The 16,413-nt window shown below is 67.8% G+C and carries 20 protein-coding genes; 13 read left to right on the forward strand and 7 right to left on the reverse strand.

The window, feature by feature from the left end; all coding sequences use genetic code 11:
- Positions 1-26 precede the first annotated feature (26 nt).
- Complete coding sequence (locus L107_RS11825) at positions 27-920, reverse strand: DUF6671 family protein (RefSeq protein ID WP_159819051.1); 894 nt, start codon at positions 918-920, stop codon at positions 27-29.
- On the opposite strand from L107_RS11825, the gene L107_RS11830 reads away from it, so the two are divergent.
- The 9 genes from L107_RS11830 (at position 891) to L107_RS11870 (ending at position 10,467) form a co-directional block, all read left to right on the forward strand.
- Complete coding sequence (locus tag L107_RS11830) at positions 891-1,799, forward strand: Crp/Fnr family transcriptional regulator (RefSeq protein WP_159819053.1); 909 nt, start codon at positions 891-893, stop codon at positions 1,797-1,799. The genes L107_RS11825 and L107_RS11830 overlap by 30 nt on opposite strands.
- The gene (locus L107_RS11835) at positions 1,765-2,415 is read left to right on the forward strand and encodes a phosphate-starvation-inducible PsiE family protein (protein WP_159819055.1); all 651 of its coding nucleotides are present in this window, start codon (positions 1,765-1,767) and stop codon (positions 2,413-2,415) included. The genes L107_RS11830 and L107_RS11835 overlap by 35 nt, the downstream gene beginning before the upstream one ends.
- Positions 2,416-2,878: 463 nt before the next feature.
- Positions 2,879-4,219 carry a CmpA/NrtA family ABC transporter substrate-binding protein gene (locus tag L107_RS11840; protein WP_159819057.1) on the forward strand — a complete coding sequence of 447 codons (1,341 nt, stop codon included), beginning with the start codon at positions 2,879-2,881 and terminating at the stop codon, positions 4,217-4,219.
- 190 nt (positions 4,220-4,409) lie between these two features.
- Positions 4,410-5,186, forward strand: coding sequence for a nitrate ABC transporter permease (gene ntrB / locus L107_RS11845; protein WP_201295887.1), 777 nt, complete (start codon positions 4,410-4,412; stop codon positions 5,184-5,186).
- A gap of 16 nt (positions 5,187-5,202) precedes the next feature.
- Positions 5,203-5,349, forward strand: coding sequence for a hypothetical protein (locus tag L107_RS11850; RefSeq protein ID WP_159819061.1), 147 nt, complete (start codon positions 5,203-5,205; stop codon positions 5,347-5,349).
- Between the two features lie 6 nt (positions 5,350-5,355).
- Positions 5,356-7,353, forward strand: coding sequence for a nitrate ABC transporter ATP-binding protein (locus L107_RS11855; RefSeq protein WP_159819063.1), 1,998 nt, complete (start codon positions 5,356-5,358; stop codon positions 7,351-7,353).
- A 31-nt stretch (positions 7,354-7,384) separates the two neighbouring features.
- Positions 7,385-8,191 (forward strand): nitrate ABC transporter ATP-binding protein, encoded by an 807-nt coding sequence (locus L107_RS11860; RefSeq protein ID WP_159819065.1) that lies wholly within the window; start codon positions 7,385-7,387, stop codon positions 8,189-8,191.
- A gap of 70 nt (positions 8,192-8,261) precedes the next feature.
- The gene (locus L107_RS11865) at positions 8,262-9,797 is read left to right on the forward strand and encodes a dienelactone hydrolase (protein WP_236550654.1); all 1,536 of its coding nucleotides are present in this window, start codon (positions 8,262-8,264) and stop codon (positions 9,795-9,797) included.
- Between the two features lie 64 nt (positions 9,798-9,861).
- On the forward strand, positions 9,862-10,467 hold the full coding sequence (locus tag L107_RS11870; protein ID WP_159819067.1) for an alpha/beta hydrolase: 606 nt from the start codon (positions 9,862-9,864) through the stop codon (positions 10,465-10,467).
- A 110-nt stretch (positions 10,468-10,577) separates the two neighbouring features.
- Here the strand turns inward: L107_RS11870 and L107_RS11875 are convergent, their stop codons facing one another.
- Positions 10,578-11,096, reverse strand: a complete 519-nt coding sequence (locus L107_RS11875; protein WP_159819069.1) for a hypothetical protein — start codon at positions 11,094-11,096, stop codon at positions 10,578-10,580.
- Positions 11,097-11,270: 174 nt separating this feature from the next.
- Between L107_RS11875 and L107_RS11880 the strand changes: the two genes are divergently transcribed.
- Together L107_RS11880 and L107_RS11885 are read left to right on the forward strand one after the other, a co-directional pair.
- The gene (locus L107_RS11880) at positions 11,271-11,864 is read left to right on the forward strand and encodes a Crp/Fnr family transcriptional regulator (RefSeq protein ID WP_159819071.1); all 594 of its coding nucleotides are present in this window, start codon (positions 11,271-11,273) and stop codon (positions 11,862-11,864) included.
- Positions 11,865-11,870: 6 nt separating this feature from the next.
- Positions 11,871-12,143, forward strand: a complete 273-nt coding sequence (locus tag L107_RS11885; protein ID WP_159819073.1) for a hypothetical protein — start codon at positions 11,871-11,873, stop codon at positions 12,141-12,143.
- Between the two features lie 32 nt (positions 12,144-12,175).
- Here the strand turns inward: L107_RS11885 and L107_RS11890 are convergent, their stop codons facing one another.
- Positions 12,176-12,757 (reverse strand): ferritin, encoded by a 582-nt coding sequence (locus L107_RS11890; protein ID WP_159819075.1) that lies wholly within the window; start codon positions 12,755-12,757, stop codon positions 12,176-12,178.
- Between the two features lie 144 nt (positions 12,758-12,901).
- Here L107_RS11890 and L107_RS11895 point away from each other — a divergent pair, with 144 nt between their 5' ends.
- On the forward strand, positions 12,902-13,405 hold the full coding sequence (locus tag L107_RS11895) for a hypothetical protein (protein WP_159819077.1): 504 nt from the start codon (positions 12,902-12,904) through the stop codon (positions 13,403-13,405).
- Here L107_RS11895 and L107_RS11900 read toward each other — a convergent pair.
- The 3 genes from L107_RS11900 to L107_RS11910 form a co-directional block, all read right to left on the reverse strand.
- On the reverse strand, positions 13,330-14,367 hold the full coding sequence (locus tag L107_RS11900; protein WP_236550655.1) for a histone deacetylase: 1,038 nt from the start codon (positions 14,365-14,367) through the stop codon (positions 13,330-13,332). The genes L107_RS11895 and L107_RS11900 overlap by 76 nt on opposite strands.
- Positions 14,292-14,609: a DUF1830 domain-containing protein gene (locus tag L107_RS11905; RefSeq protein WP_159819079.1), complete on the reverse strand. Its 318-nt coding sequence runs from the start codon at positions 14,607-14,609 to the stop codon at positions 14,292-14,294. Before L107_RS11905 ends, L107_RS11900 begins: the two co-directional genes overlap by 76 nt.
- Before the next feature lie 117 nt (positions 14,610-14,726).
- A complete protein-coding gene (locus L107_RS11910) occupies positions 14,727-15,029 on the reverse strand; it encodes a hypothetical protein (protein ID WP_159819081.1) in 303 nt (100 codons plus the stop codon).
- 216 nt (positions 15,030-15,245) lie between these two features.
- On the opposite strand from L107_RS11910, the gene L107_RS11915 reads away from it, so the two are divergent.
- Positions 15,246-15,686, forward strand: a complete 441-nt coding sequence (locus tag L107_RS11915; RefSeq protein WP_159819083.1) for a DCC1-like thiol-disulfide oxidoreductase family protein — start codon at positions 15,246-15,248, stop codon at positions 15,684-15,686.
- 23 nt (positions 15,687-15,709) lie between these two features.
- Here L107_RS11915 and L107_RS11920 read toward each other — a convergent pair whose 3' ends face one another.
- Positions 15,710-16,393 (reverse strand): M23 family metallopeptidase, encoded by a 684-nt coding sequence (locus tag L107_RS11920; protein ID WP_159819085.1) that lies wholly within the window; start codon positions 16,391-16,393, stop codon positions 15,710-15,712.
- Positions 16,394-16,413: the final 20 nt, after the last annotated feature.

Genomic DNA, 16,413 nt, shown 5'->3' on the forward strand with positions numbered 1-16,413 from the left:
GGCCATAACCATCCGAGGGATTGGCATCAGGGATTGCAACGGGGGCAGTCACCGGGGTCGGCGGTGGGTCGGCGATCCGGTCGCGGCCGCTCCTGGCGGTGGTCGCAGACGGCACATCCCAGAATCTCGACGCGGGTTCTTGCGGTGGGGCCGCCGCACCAGGCGCAGGGGAGCCCCGGCAGCGATTCGACCAGGCCCCAGCCGGGGGAGCCGCAGGCGGGGCAGCGGCTGGCGATGCGCCGCACCAGGCGGAAGGCCAGGGTCCGGATCACCCGCAGCCGCGTCGGGTTCCGGTGCGCCCGCATGTCGGTCTCCAGGAGCACCAGGCCCTCACGGGAAGCGGCGGCGCAGCGATGCAGGGCCGTGGCCAGGGCCGCGGGATCACCGATCCCCTTGAAGAGCAGGCCACTGGCGGCCGCGGCGGTGGAATCGAATCCCATGGGGCGGGCGATCAGGCCATGGGAGGGAAAGCCCACCTGAGCCAGCCAGGCGTCGATGCCCTCGGAGGGTGCCACCACCCGCTGATCGAAATTGGTGCGCGGCGCCATCAGGGCCTCGGTGATCACCAGCCCCGTCCGGCGGTCGACGAAGGTGAGCCACTCGGTGTTCACGGCCAGCCAGGGGAGGGCGGGATGGGGCCCGACGCTGCCCTCGCTGGCCAGCCCCAGATCCAGACCGGTGTGCGCCATGCCGGCTTCCGCCTTGCGCCGACAGGTTTCCGGGGCATCGGCGGGGCGGGGCCGCTCGCCACTGAAGGTGCCCAGCCGGTCGGTGTCGAACCCACGGGCAACGACAACGGTGAGGCCAAGGGCGCGGTGGAACGGCCTGGCCAGGACACGTTCCTTGCCGTGGCAGGTGGCCAGGCTGACCCGACGGCCGGCGTAGGGGAGGTGGGCGGCAGGGGGAAGGGGACCGGTCACGGCCAAGAACGGCAGAGAAGATGGGCGGACAATCCGATCACCGGGGCTTATCGCCAGGATTGGCAATCCTGCGTTCCGTTATCACCCATCCTGCAGAAATGGTCAGTAATGTTCCCGGACTCCGACAGGACCTCGTTCAGGAGGCGCCCGGCGGCACTGCCATCGATCACCGCTTACCCATTCTTCCTCACCCGCCACCGCCACCCCTTCTGCAGCGCCATGTACCTCACCATGAACGCCCAACCCCTGCACCTGAAGCTCCGGGCCGATGATCACGTGCCTGCGGATCTGGGCTGGCGCATCGACGATGGCTACATCCGAGCCAACACCTGGAACGAGGAGGGCGAATCCATCACCCTCGGCATCTGGGGACCGGGCGAAGTGATCACTCCTACCGGTTGCGGGATGACCCCCTACGAGCTGATCTCCCTCACCCGGGTGGAAGTTGTCGCCTGGGATCCCAGTGAAGCCGAAAATCTGGACTTCATGCGTGATCTGTTCACTCAGACCACCCAACTACTGCGGATCCATCGGGTCCGACCGGCCGATACACGGCTGCTGCACCTGCTGCACTGGATCGGTGGCCGTTTCGGGCGGGTCTGCAGCCGCGGCACGACCCTCTCGCTGGAGGACATGAACCTGACCCATCGTCATCTGGCCGACATCGCCGGCATGACCAGGGTCACCGTCACCAAGGCCCTGACCCGGTTTCGGACCATGGGTCAGGTCGTCAAGCTCAGCGAGACCGATCTGCTGCTGCCCCGCGCCGCCTGCCTGAGTGCCCTTCCCGGCATTTCCGCGCCTCTCTCCCCATCGCCCCTGCCCTTCCCGAGAACCCTTCGCGATGAACCACCAGCCCACCAGAAAGCCGGTTTTTGAGCCGCAGGACACCATCCCCTGGCATCAGCAACTGCGACGCACCCAGATCGTTCTGGCCCTCGAGGCCATCCAGGATCTGATTGCGATCTCCCTCTGCCTCGGTCTGTTCGGCGTCATGGTGCTGCAGCTGAAGCGCACGTTTTCCACCCTGATCACGTCGTCAGCCTTTCACGAAATCACCGCCGATTTCCTGTTCATCCTGATTCTGGTCGAACTGTTCCGGCTGCTGATCATCTATCTGCAGGAACAGCGGGTTTCGATCGGTGTCGCCGTTGAGATCGCCATCGTCTCGGTGCTGCGTGAAGTCATTGTCAACGGCGTCCTCGAGACCGACTGGCAGCAGATTCTGGCCGTCTGCCTGTTTCTGGCCACCATGGCCCTGCTGATGGTGGTCCGGGTCTGGTTACCACCAACCTTCGCGGGCGTCGATCCGGAAGCCCAGGTCTCCGCGCGGATGCGCCAGGCCCAGGAGCAGATCGCTGCGGGCCATAGCGGGAACGGAATCCCACGCCTTGAACAGTCCCTTGCCGGAGGGGATCTCCGCAACGAAGTGGACGGGACAGTCTCCCCCAGAGAAACGGTCTCGCTGGGAAGCACTGCCATGGGCGACGGCTGAGGCCTCCACCCAGCTCGTGGGATCAGGGACTAAGTGCTTGGGAAACAGCCAATGTCATTGATTCACTTCGGGGGCGTCTGCCCCCTTTCTTCTGCCTTGAACTCAGGATGCTCCACCGAACATGATGTGTTCGCAAATACACGCATCCTGGACTTCATCGGTGTCAGACGCTGGCACCAAGGGAAGATCGGCAATCGATAAGTTCGATTAATACCGGCTATCCACAAGACTACTTGAACTGAACCCACGAAGATGCCAGGCAGCCTGTAATCTTTCCGGACCCCAGAAATGGGACCCACCAAACACCATCTTTCGCCCCGTTCTGAAGTCACTTGCTTCACAGCTGCTGCCACGGCATCAGCACAACTTCAACCATCTGCCTTAGCTCGTGGGACTGTTGATTCAACAGCCCCTTCTTTTCTGCCAAACAGCACCTTCCCATCCTTTGCCGACCCTTCACACCATGATTCGCCGCCGCCGTTTCCTCGCCCTCGTCGGGGCCGCCATGACGTCCACTATCGTGCTCACCGGTTGCCTCGGAAATCCTCCCAGCAATACAGATAGTGGAGGTGGGAGCACCACGACCCCGGCTCCAACGTCCACCAACACCGACTTGGAGGTCAAGACCATCAGCCTTGGCTTCATTCCCATCCTTGAGGCAGCCCCCCTGGTCATCGGCGTCGAGAAGGGCTTTTTCGCCAAGCACGGCCTTGAAGTGAATCTGACCAAGCAGGCCAGCTGGCCTGCCGCACGAGACAATGTTGTACTCGGCACCGCAGGCGGCGGCATCGAGGGCGGCCAGTGGCAACTGCCGATGCCCCAGATGATCACCGAGGGCGCCATCACCGATGGCAAGAAAGTGCCGATGTATATCCTGGCGATGCTGATGAGCCAGGGGAACGGTATCGCCGCCTCCAACAGTGTGAAGGACGCCAACCTCAGCACCGACCTCAAGCCCGCGGCCCCGTTCTTCAAGAGCTTCTCCCAAAAGGAGGGGCGCAAATTCCGGGCCGCCTACACCTTCCCGAAGGCGAATCAGGACATCTGGATCCGCTACTGGCTTGCCGCCGGTGGTATCGACCCCGACAAGGAAGTCGAACTGCTGACCGTGCCCGCCACCGAGACGGTTCAGGGTCTGCGCAACGGCACCATGGAGCTGTTCAGCACAGGCGACCCATGGCCCACCCGCGTGGTCGAGGACAAGATCGGCTACCTGGCCACCACCACCGCCTCCATCTGGCCGGTACACCCCGAAGAGTTCCTGGCGGTCCGCGCCGACTGGGTGGACAAGCATCCCAAAGCCACCATCGCCCTGATCAAGGGAGTGATCGAGGCCCAGCAGTGGCTGGACAAGCCCGAGAACAAAGCCGAGGCCGCCAAGATCCTCTCCTCACGAAAGTGGTACAACATCCCCCAGCCCGTTCTTGAACTCGCCCTCAAGGGTGGCTACAAGCCTGGCACCACGCCAACACCGGAAACTGATCCCAAGAAAGGACCGCTGTACTGGAGCAGTGATCGGGGTGTCATTTCCTATCCCTACAAGAGCCTGACGCTGTGGTTCCTGCTGGAGTCGATGCGTTGGAAGTTCTATCCCGGCACTGTCGACACCATCGAGCAGGCCAAGGCGATCAATGACAAGGTCACACGGGAAGACCTCTGGCGTCAGGCAGCCCAGGAACTGGGCCTCCCAGCCAGCGAGATTCCCACCACGTCCAGCCGCGGCAAGGAGACCTTCTTCGACGGTGTCGTCTATGACCCTGAGAATCCCAAGGCCTACCTCGACAGCGTGAAGATCAAGCGCTGATCTTCAGGACTAACCCCTAGATGGTGTGCGTGGTGAGTTGGGCCGACGCACACCATTCCTGGTCCATGCACCGAATCCATCGTTCCCATCTTCCATTCCCTTCCAGGAGAACATTGTCATGGTTACCGGCTCCACCGACGGACGTCCGTCCACCCGCAGCAAGAACACCGTCAACCACCCCAGGTGGTTGATGAGCAACCGAGGCAACTGGTTGCCGCCCGTGCTGGGCATCGGCGGCTTCCTGCTGATCTGGCAGCTCACCTCCGCCTTCGGGCTCACCCGGCTGCCCTCGCCCTCCAGCCTGTTCACCGAAGAGCGCACCCGCAACCTGATCTTCTATCCCTTCTTCGACAATGGGGGCCTCGACAAGGGGCTCTTCTGGCAGACGGTCGCCAGCCTGGGGCGGGTGGCCCAGGGCTACACGATCGCTGCCCTGGTGGGCATCGGCGTGGGTATCACGGTGGGGCTCAAGCCCTCGATCAACCGTGCCTTCGATCCCCTGTTCCAGTTCCTGCGCATGGTGGCTCCCCTGGCCTGGGTGCCGATCGCGTTGGTGGTCTTCCAGAAGAACCAGCCGGCCGCCATCTTCGTGATCTTCATCACCGCCGTCTGGCCGATTCTGATCAACACGGCTGAAGGGGTGCGCCAGATCCCGCAGGACTACCGCAACGTGGCCCTGGTGCTGCAGATGTCCAAGGGGCGTTTCTTCTCCAAGGTTCTGATCCCGTCCGCCCTTCCCTACATCTTCACGGGCTTGCGCATCTCCATCGGTCTGGCCTGGCTGGCGATCATTGCGGCGGAGATCGTCATGCCTGGAACCGTGGGCATCGGTTTCTTCATCTGGGATGCCTATCAGCAGAACTATGTGGGTGAGATCGTGCTGGGCGTCATCTGGATCGGTGCCATCGGTCTGATCCTTGACCGCCTCATGGTCTGGCTCCAGTCCCGCATCGCTTCCGGTCAGTGAACGAGCTGAATCCATGATGTTTCTTCCCGCCACCAAAGCCTACGGGACCCTCGAAGCCTGGATGAACGACAAGCGGAACGTGATTCGATTCCTGCTGGCTCGCGTCCTGCTGATGACGGTCATGGTCCTGGCCTTCAGCTACTTCTATCTCACCCAACCGTGATCCGACATGACAGCTCTCGTTGATGTCCAGAACATCGAAAAGAACTTTCCCCTCTCCGGTGGGGGCAACTACTTGGCCCTCAAGGGCATCGATCTGGAAATTCGCAAAGGCGAATTCATCTCCCTGATCGGCCACTCCGGCTGCGGCAAGTCCACCCTGCTCAACATGATCGCCGGTCTGGATCTGCCCACCGGCGGCACCGTTCTGCTCGAGGGGGAAACGGTGAAGCGTCCCGGACCCGACAAGATGGTCGTGTTCCAGAACTATTCTCTGCTGCCCTGGCTCACCGTGCGCCAGAACATCGCCCTCGCGGTCGATGAGGTCATGCCCGACATGGGACGCGCCGAGCGGGATGCCGTGATCGAGGAACACCTGGAGATGGTCGGACTCACCCCGGCCTCCGGCAAGCTGCCCGGCCAGCTCTCCGGTGGCATGCGCCAGCGTGTGTCCATCGCCCGGGCCCTCGCCATCAAGCCCAAGCTGCTGCTTCTGGATGAACCCTTCGGCGCCCTCGATGCCCTGACGCGGGGCAATCTGCAGGAGAAGCTGATGCAGATCTGCAACGAGCACGAGCTCACCGCGGTGATGGTCACCCACGACGTGGATGAGGCGGTGCTGCTCTCCGACCGGATCGTGATGCTCACCAACGGCCCCGGCTCGAAGATCGGCGGCATTCTCGAGGTGGACATCCCCCGGCCCCGGCAGCGGCTCACGGTGGTGCACCACCCCAGCTATTACAGCCTGCGCTCGGAGATCATCTATTTCCTCAACCGCCAGAAGCGCGTGAAGCAATGGCAGGCCCGGCCCCACAAGGTGCTGGCCCGCCATGGGCTCGAGAAGGTCAACCTGGATCTGGGCTTCATTCCCCTGGCCGCCTGCGCCCCCCTGGCGGTGGCCGAGGCCAAGGGCTTCTTCACCAAGCACGGACTCGATGACGTGCACCTGGTGCGGGAAACCAGCTGGCGCGGTGTGGTCGACGGCCTCGTGGACAACACCCTCGACGCCGCGATGATGCCGTCCGGCATGCCCACCTGGATGACGGCCGGCGGCCATGGCGCTGATCCGCTGCCGATCGTCTCGGCCCTCACCATCAGCCGCAACGGCAACGAGGTGACCCTGGCCAAGCGATTGGCGGAGCAGGGGGTGAACACCGTGGAGGACTACCGGGCTTGGCTGGGCAGCCACGAGCGGGAACCCCACCGCATCGGCATCGTCCACCCCGCCTCGATGCACAACCTGCTGCTGCGCTACTGGCTGGCCGCCAACGGCATCGACCCGGACAAGGACGTCCATCTGCAGACCCTGCCGCCGGCCCAGATGCTGGCCGACCTCAAGGACGGCTCCATCGACGGCTACTGCATCGGCGAACCCTGGAACTTCCGGGCCGCCAGCAGCGGTCACGGCGTCCCGATCGTGGGGGATCTGGAGATCTGGTCGGGGCACCCCGGCAAGGTGCTCGGCGCCCGCGAGGACTGGGCCCTGGCCTATCCCAACACCCACATCGCCCTCACCAAGGCGCTGCTGGAGGCCTGCCGCTATTGCGCCGATCCCGCCCACTGGCCGGAGATGAGCGAACTGCTCAGCGACCGGCGCTATCTCGGCATGAAGGCGGATCTGATCCGTTTCAGCGGCCAGCCTGGCGAAAGCGATCCCTTCGCGCCCCACGGCGAGCCCCACCACCTGTTCTTCGGTGCTGGGCTCAACCGTCCCAGTCGCACCGAGCACCTCTGGATCCTCACCCAGCTGGCCCGCTGGGCCGAGATCCCCTTCCCGCGCAACTATGTGGAGATCCTGGAGCGGATCTGCGCCGTCGGCGTGTTCAGCACGGCCGCCCGGGAGCTGGGGCTGGAGGACGTGAGCTATCAGCGCCAGGGAATCGAGCTGTTCGATGGGCGCCCCTTCAACCCCGAAGACCCGATCGGTTACCTCAACGAGGTCTCCCTGCACCGCGATTTCAGCATCGCCGAAATCCCCATCGGCCAGCCCCGGCTGCTCAGCGCCTGACCCCCCCGACCTGTCTGTCCCCACCCCTCCCATGACGATCACCGCCACCCAACCTCTGCTGCGCTTCGACGCGCTGGGCAAGGTCTATCCCACACCCACCGGCCCCTACCCGGTGCTGGACAACATCAACCTCGAGGTGCAGCAGGGGGAATTCCTCTGCGTCATCGGCCATTCCGGCTGCGGCAAGTCCACCCTGCTGAACATGGTCTCGGGATTCGCCCAGCCCAGCTCCGGCCGGGTGCTGCTCAACGGGGTGCCGATCCAGAAGCCAGGCCCCGATCGCATGGTGGTCTTCCAGGGCTACGCCCTGCTGCCCTGGATGACGGCCTACGAGAACGTCTACCTGGCCATCGATTCGGTCAAGCCGACGCTCGCCAGTCGCGAGAAGCGCGACATCGCCATGGAGCACCTGGCGATGGTGGGTCTGGACAAGGCGGCCGAGAAACGCATCACCCAGCTCTCCGGTGGCATGAAGCAGCGGGTGGCCATCGCCCGGGCCCTGGCCATCCGCCCCGAGGTGCTGATCCTCGATGAACCCTTCGGGGCCCTCGATGCGATCACCAAGGAGGAGCTGCAGGAGGAGCTGCTGCAGATCTGGAACACCCAGAAATGCACCGTGCTGATGATCACCCACGACATCGACGAGGCCCTGTTCCTGGCCGATCGGCTGGTGATGATGACCAACGGTCCGGCCGCCTCGATCGGCGAGGTGATGCCGATCGACTTCCCCCGGCCCCGCAACCGGGAGGACATCATGGAAGATCCGAAGTACTACGAGCTGCGCAACACCGCCCTCGACTTCCTCTACAACCGCTTCGCCCACGACGACGTGGAATGAGGCCCACGGGTCGGGCCGGGGCCGTTCGTTTCTGCGAGGATGCGGCCCCGACGGCGGGGTGGCTCTCTTGATGCGGACGTCTCCGTTCCTGGCCGGCCTGGGCCTGGCGCTGGCCGCGACGATGGCAGGGGCGTCGCCGGCCCGGGCCCTGGAGACGATCGAGCTGAAGCTGCCGCTGGTGGAGACCACGTTCTCGATCCGGCTGGCGGAACTGAGCGATCCCAGGGCCCTGCTCGCCGGCAACAGCGACCTGGCCGAACTCGACCAGGCCACCCGGGGCGGCATCGGCCGCTCCCTGGTGGATCTTTTCAACGCCCCCCTGCCCCTGCAGGCCCTGGATGTGGCCCGCCAGGTGGTGCCCTCACCCCTGGCCCAGCAGGCCCTGCTGCTGCTCTCCTCCCTCGGGGGGGTCGACGGTCTGCCGGCCGACATCTCCAGCGACACGGTGCTGAAGGTGCTGGACCGGGCCGCCGGCCGAGGCCACCTGACCATGCTGGGGGTGCTGCAGGCCGTGCCGGGCCGGACCGCCAGCGTGGATGTGGGCAAGGGCCTGTTCCTGCTGCAGCGGATGAACGCCCAGCTGCTGTCGGCCAACCGTCTGCTGGAGGGGGAGCCGCCAGAGACTCCGGCCCCCTCCCTGCGGGATCCGGGTCCCCTGCCGGTGCGGCGCGACACCCTGACCCTGCCGGTGGCCTACCGACCCCAGCCCCTGGAGGTGGTGGTCATCCGCCCGACGCAGCAGGCCTCCGGCCGGCTGGTGGCCATCTCCCATGGCCTCTGGGATGGGCCCGAGAGCTTCGAGGGCTGGGGGCGGCATCTGGCCAGCCACGGCTACACCGTGCTGCTGCCCCGCCACCCCGGCAGTGACCGCACCCAGCAGCAGGCCATGCTCTCCGGCAAGGTGCCACCCCCCGGTCCGGCGGAGCTGCGCCTGCGCCCCCTCGACATCTCCGCCCTGCTCGATGCGGTGGCCGCCGGGACCCTGGGGCTGCCGAGCGGACTGGACACCGGTTCGGTGGTGGTGCTGGGCCAGTCCTGGGGGGCCACCACGGCCCTGCAACTGGCGGGCGCCAGCCCCACCTCCCAGGAACTGGAGGCACGCTGCAGCGATCTTCAGGACCCCCAGCGCAACCTGAGCTGGGTGCTGCAGTGCAGCTTCCTGGGGGGGACCGACCAGGCGGCCCTCACCGACCCGCGGGTGAAGGCCGTCGTGGCGGTGAGTCCGCCGATGTCCCTGCTGTTCGACACCGGAGCCGCCCCGGCCTTCCGGGGCCGGGTGCTGGTGGTGAGCGGCAGCCGCGACTGGGTGGTGCCCCCCGGTCCCGAAGCCATCGCTCCGATGGCCCGGGTCGCCCGCCTGGGGAAGGCCGGCCACCGGCTGGTTCTTGCGGGGGGCGGTGATCACTTCAACATGGGCTCCCCCTACGACCGGGGCGGCGGCCCCCTGCGGGGCCTGCTGCTGGCCTGGGTGAACGGGGCCTTCGCCGCCGGTCCCGCCGTCGCCCCCGGGCCGGGTGCCCCGGCCCTGCTGCCCAGCGGTGGCTGGGGGGATGGGAGCCTTTCCCTGATCGACGTGACCGACCGGCTGGCGAGTTGGAACCCCTGAGGCGCCCGCGCCCGATGTCTGATCCACACTTGATCCGGCGCCCCTGGATCCGGCCTCCCGATCAATGCTCCCCCTGTCCTCCCTCCCGTCCACAGCCCGCGTCTGGGGCGGCGCCGGGCTGGCCACCCTGCTGATCCTGGCCGGGCCGGCGGCCAGGGCGGCCGAGCAGGTGGTCTTCGTCAGTGGGGCGTTTCGCCGCTCGATCCCCGTCGCCGACCTGGAACGGCTGGCCCGGACCGGGGAGGCCGTGGGCCTGCTCGGGGATGCCCTGCGGCTGGGCGGCAAGGACCCCGCCGAGGTCGGCAAGCTGCTCAACCACCGGGTGCCGCTGCCGCTGGTGCAGACCAGCAGGCTGTTGAGCACCCGCTTCGGCGAGAGTGCCCTGGAGCGGCTGTCCGGGATCCTCTATCCCCTCAAGGCGCCGCCGGTGGGCATGGTGGCCCTGCGTTCGGCCACGATCCTGGGGATCGAGGCCGGCTCGGGAACCCTCTCGGCGGTGGGATTCCTGCGGGCCTACCCCAACGAGGAGGTGGCCATCAACCTGCCGGCCCTGCAGTCGGCCCTGGCGGGGTTGAGCGGCATGGGCCACGTGGTGAAGGAGTTTCTCGAATCCGACCTCGGCTCCAACCTGGAGCGGATGCAGGAGCCCGGTTCGCAGGCCACCCCCTGACGCCACGCTCCGGGTCCCATGGCCGGAGCGGCACCGGGGCGAGCAGCCGGGGACCCTCAAGCCCGTCCAGCAGGGCAGTTGCCGGCCCAGCCCGGACGCCGACCATGGCATCACGGTGCCGTCAGCTGAGCCCCCTGGCCTCCGTCCGCCTCCTCGAGCAGCCACAGGGCGAGGCCACCGCCACGGCCGCGGGCGGCCAGCCAGAGCGGCCGTTCGGCGGCGATCAGGGCGAAGAAGGGTCGGCGCAGCGGATCGGGCCGGGGCAGGGCCCGCTCGATCAGCACCCGCCCGCCCAGCAGCAGCAGCAGGCGCTCGAAGCTGAACACCAGCAGCGGGCGGCGGCCCTCCAGACGTGCCGCACCCTCGAAGCGCAGCTCCAGGGCACCGATCCGCACGCTGTTGGCCAGCCGCAGCTCCCCATCCTCCGAACCCGCCCCAGCCGCGGACAGCCGCAACCGGGCCGCCAGCCCCCGCAGCAGGACGGCGGCCGCCGAGGCGGGCTGGCGGCTCCCCTTGTTCCAGATCCGCTCGAGCCGCCAGCAGCCGAGCAGATCCGCGGTGGTCAGGCCACTGCCGTCGCGGCGGCAGCGCCGTTCACGGTCGAGCAGCCACGGGGCATCGGGGATCACGGCAGCGCCTCTGGAAGCAGCTCCCGACGCTAGGGACCGCTGGGCGATCGGGCCGGGCGATAGGGGGCCCGCCCCGCTTCGCAATCACCAGCTGCTATTGAGAATCGCTTGCAAAAGTGACGGTGGGTCCTCTAGGTTGAGAGCCGTTCGCAGTAAGGCCTCTCCCTTCGCCCGATGCGTTACCGCTTCCTTCCCGACGATCCCGCCAGTGCCGTGCGCATGCCCGCCGGCCAGACGGTCCTGCTTGACCCCACCCCCCGTCCCGGCGGTTCCTGCCTCGAGGTTCTCGACGGCATCGCCCGCGTCTACTGCCCCTGTGAGGAGACCGAGGGCATGACCCTGGCCTTCCTCCAGTCCGGCGACCAGCTGCGCACCGACCGTCTCTGCAGCGAGGGCGTCTGCGTCGAGGCCCTCACCCCCCTCTGCTTCCGCAGCGACGCCGAGCCCCTCGAAGGCCATGGCTTCGATCCGGTCAACGAGTGGACCCTGCAGCTCCTGCGCATCCGCCACCTCGGCAGCGCCGAGCAGCGCCTCCATGCCCTGCTCTCCCTGCTGGTGCGCCGGCTGGGGCGCCGCTGCGGCCCCTGGTGCGATCTCCCCTTCCGCCTCACCCATGAGCGCATCGGCGAGCTGATCGGCACCACCCGCGTCACCACCACCCGGCTGATCTCCCGCATCCGGGCCGCCGACCTGCTCGAGGCCCCCAGCGGCGAGACCGGCCTGCGCCTGGCACCGGCCCTGGTGGACGGCGCTCCCCTGGCGGCCTGAACCGGCATGACCGTCCTGATCCGCTACGGCGACAGCCTCATCGGCAGTCTCTGCCGCGACATGGCCGCGGTGCGCCAGCACTGGCGGCGGCTGAAGGAGCAGGGGGCCACCTGCCGCGACGACCACCTCCGCCTGCGGCTTGGCCGTGAAATCCGTCGTTTGGAGCAGCGCCGCCTGGAACTCCAGCGCCAGGCCCGGGCGCTGATGCGCCTGCCCCTGCGCGATCCCCTCGGGGCCGCCTTCCTGCTGGAGCTCACCAGCCGGCCCCTGGCCGCCTGACCCACCCGGGAAGGGGTGCCGTTGACCGGGGGTCAGACCGGGGGAGCCGCCGCCGCCTGGGCCGCCGCCAGTTCCCCATCGATCAGCAGCATGGCGGCGGCCTCCTGGCGCCCGAAGCGCACCCGGCCGAGGAGGTGGGCCGCACCGTTCTCAGCGGCGATCTGGCCCTGGATCATCGGGTCGAGGAAGACGGTGGTGCGCACGTCGCCGGCGCGTTCCGCCATGGAATAGAGGAGCTGCAGAGAGGTGGTGACATCGGCCTCCAGGCGGAAGGCATCCGCCAGCGCCGACTCCGCGTCGCTCCACTGCTGGCAGGGGGCGGGCAGTTCACCGAGATCCACCGTCTGGCCGCGGGCGATCAGGTAGTCGGCCAGCAGGCTTGCATGCTGCTGCTCGCCCCGGGACTCGGCCATCAGGTGGGCGGCGAATCCGCGCAGCTCCCGCTCGGCGAACCAGAGGGCCATGGCCCAGTAGGCGGCGCTGGCCTTGCGCTCCAGGCCCAGGTGGTCCTGCAGACCCTCGAGCAGCCCGGCCTCCATGGGCTGGGCCATGGCTCTCCCGGCGGGGCCGGTGGCCACCGCGGTCTTGGGCAGGGAGGAGGTCGAAGAGGTCATCACGAGCGGCCTGGGGGGAAAGGACCCATTCACCGTCCGCCCAATTTACGGAGCCCGGCAACGAAGCGAGCCATCACGAACCGCTCCAGTCCGCACGCGGCGTGGGAGGAAACGGCCAGACTCAGGGGGCTCAGGACCGTTCCCATGGCCGGCGCCGTCGACCACGCCCTGCGGCTGCGCAGCCTCTGGATCGCCTGGCTGCTGGCGATGCTGTTCCATGTGGAGCTGGGCCTGATGCCCCTGTTCCACGGGATCTCCCCGGAGATCCACGGCCATGTGGCGGCCGCCCGGCTGCCGCTGCTGTTCGGCGCCATGCTGGGCTACTTCCTGGTGCCCCTGGGCGCGGTCGTGCTGAACGCCTACGCCGCCAGTGATCCGGGCCAGCCGCGCCGCTGGCGCCACTGGCGGGCCGGCCATTTCTGGCTGAGCCTCGCCTACACCCTCACCAACCTGCCCCACCTGGCCGCCGACATCCTGGTGCCGGACGCCCGGGCTGACCAGATCGTGCTGATGCTGGCGATGGTGCTGATCGGCCTGCTGATCAACCGCGAGGCCTGGTTCTGGTGGCGAGCTCAATGCGGCCCGATGTCCCCCAGCAGGCAGGCCACGTGGGCGGCGCTGGCGGATGCCAGGCCCTCGAGGTCGTAGCCGCCCTCCAGGGCGGACACCAGACGGCCCTGGGCATGGTCCGTCGCGATGCTGAGCATCAACCGGGTCAGGGCCGCGAAATCCCTGTCCTGGAGGCGTAAATCCCCGAGGGGATCGCCGGCCCTGGAATCGAAACCCGCCGAGATCAGCACGAAGTCCGGGGCGAAGGTCTCGGCCAGCGGCAGCAGCTCCTCCCGCCAGGCGGCCACCAGCTCGGGGCCGGACGTCCCCGCCGGCAGGGGACAGTTGCGGGTGTAGCCGGACCCGGGCCCCTCGCCCCGCTCCCGGCGGGAGCCCGTCCCCGGGTAGAGCGGCGCCTGGTGGCTGCCGAAGACCAGCACCGAGGGGTCGCTCCAGAAGATGTCCTGGGTGCCGTTGCCATGGTGCACATCCCAGTCGACGACCAGGATCCTTTCGAGACCATGGACCGCCTGCAGGTGGCGGGCGGCGACGGCCACGTTGTTGTAGAGGCAGAAGCCCATGCCCCGGGCCGCACTGGCGTGGTGCCCCGGGGGCCTGACCACCGCATAGGCCCGCTGCACCCGGTGATCCATGACGGCCTCCACCGCCGCCAGCACTCCCCCCGCCGCCAGCCGCGCCGTTCGCTCCGAGTGGGGACTGATGGTGGTGTCTCCGGTGGACAGCTGCTCTCGGCCGGCCTGGATATCCTCCCGGACCTGCCGCAGATACCCCGGCGTGTGACAGCGCAGCAGTTCCGCATCCGTGGCGGGACGGGGCGGGAGAATCCGGCAGCGGGCCAGCAGACCGGCCCGCTCCAGGCCCTGGATCACGGCATCGACCCGGGCGGGGCACTCCGGGTGCCAGGGTCCGGTGAGGTGGTCGCGGTAGCTGGCGCTGCAGACGATGCCGGTGGTCGGGACCGACGTCAGTGGGGCAGCAGGCAGACCGAGCTGGCGTTGCCTCTCACCCCCACCGCTCGGTTGGGAACCTGGGGCAGCCATTCCGGACGGGGCGACACCTCACTTTGCTGCATCGCCAGGGCATCGGCGGGAAGCTGTTCGGTGAGGACGACGCCCATCGAATCCCGTGCCCAGATCTCCACGTCCGTGGCGGGCGGGCAATGGAAGGTGAGCACCTCAAAGGGGAAGACAACCCGCTCAAGGAAGAAATCCTCGGGACCACAGCAGCGGATGATCCGCATGCGTTCCGAACAGTTGCGGTAGCTACAAAGTAAGACGTCCATGGTGCCCTCCGACCAGACTGAGACCTGACCATGGCATCAACACACGCTCCCCCGGCCATGTCCGTTGCCGATGCGACGAACAATCCGGCATGAGTGTTTCTACCGCTTAAGGATGACTCAACTGCGCCTGAGCCAATTCGGAGCTCCGCTGAACCAGTCACCCAGATCGTCCCTACCGGGGTCGAATCCGCCGCTGTCACAGGGGTCGCCCAGGTCCAGCGAGCCCGTGAGGCGATCGAGTTCCGATTCGGGCTCCCCCCGTTGCTGGGTGCGCTGGGCCCGCCGCAGCCAGCTCCAGACACTGGCATCCCGATCAGCGAACTTCTGAACATAGATGCGCTCATGGAGACTGACAGGGCGGGAATCGGCAATCCTGCCGATGATCTCCTGGAGCCTCAGACGGGTGGTGGGTGTGAGCATCTTTCCAGTCATCCATTGGCAGAGGATCTAACCGTTCTCAGAAATCGAACGGTGCCCAGAATCACAGAATCCAGTCACCTGTCAGGACTTGGTGAAATCGATCCATCTGCGCCGATGCGAGGCCCTGTCGCGATCTGCGGCCGCCGGCGGCAGAATTGGATCCTGTGATCACGCTCCGGAAGTCGCGGCCCCCCGCCCTTGATCCCCCCTGCAGCGATGGGCGCCCCCCCTTCCCCAAACCCCGATCCGGCCCCGCAGCCCCCGGGGGTCACCCCCCCGCAGCCCCTCCAGCTCGTCTACGACGGAGGTTGCCCCTTCTGTCGTCATTTCGCCCTGAGCAGCGAACTGCGCGGCGGGATTCCCCACCTGCAGATCGTCGACGGGCGGGCCGACGCGGCCCTGCGCAGCGCCCTCCTGGCGCGGGGCCTGCCGCTGGCGCAGGGGGCCGTCCTGCTCCAGGGCGAGCGGGCCTGGCACGGGGCGGAGGCGGTGCGGCAGCTGTGCACCCTGATGCGGCCCAGTGATCCCCTGCTGCAGCTGCTGGTTCCGCTGTTCGATGCGCCCTCCCGGAGCCGCCGGCTGTACCCCCTGCTGCTGGCTGCGCGGCGCCTGGCCCTGGCCCTGAAGGGCCTGCCGCTGGATCCGGACCGCCCCTGACGGCGATCCCCGCGGCACCCGGCTCAGGGCAGCGGCGGCAAGGGCGCCCGGCCCGCCACCGAAGGACCCGTGCCGATCGGCTGCAGCAGCGGGGAGGGGTCCACCGCCACCAGTCGCCCCTGGCGCAGCTGGCGCCACTCGAAGTGCAGATGGGCCGTGGTGGCCGAGCCGCTGCTGCCGACCCGGCCGATGGCCTGCCCCGCCACCAGGTTCTCCCCGGGAAGAACCGATACATCCAGCAGATGGGCGTACAGGCTCTGCCAGCCCAGGCCGTGGTCGATGACCACCAGCAGGCCGTAGCCACCCACGTCATCCACCAGCCGCACCGTGCCGGGCAGCACGGCGAACACCGGCGTTCCCTCCGGAGCGATCAGATCCAGGCCGGTGTGCAGGCGCCAGGCGTTGCGCGCATCGGCCAGCCGCCAGCCGAACGGGGCCTGCTCGCTGGGCTGGAGGGGGAGGGGATAGCCCAGGGCCCCGGCCTGATGCACGGGAAACACCCCCACCGGGGCCGGCCGGTAGCGGGACCGCAACGGTTCCGGCAGACGGTCGTTCTGGCCCAGGTCTCCCACCGGCACCTCCAGGGGTATCTCCGTCGGCCGGGGCGGCGGCTCCCCCATCGCCAGAAGGGGACGGGGCCCCAGGGTCAGGGGCAGCAGCCAGGGCAGGACCAGCACCGTCAGAAACCGTCGGAAGCGGGACTCCATCCGCCTGCTGCAAGGGACCG

It is taken from the genome of Cyanobium sp. Copco_Reservoir_LC18, from assembly GCF_009834675.1.
Classification (GTDB): Bacteria; Cyanobacteriota; Cyanobacteriia; order PCC-6307; family Cyanobiaceae; genus Cyanobium; species Cyanobium minutissimum.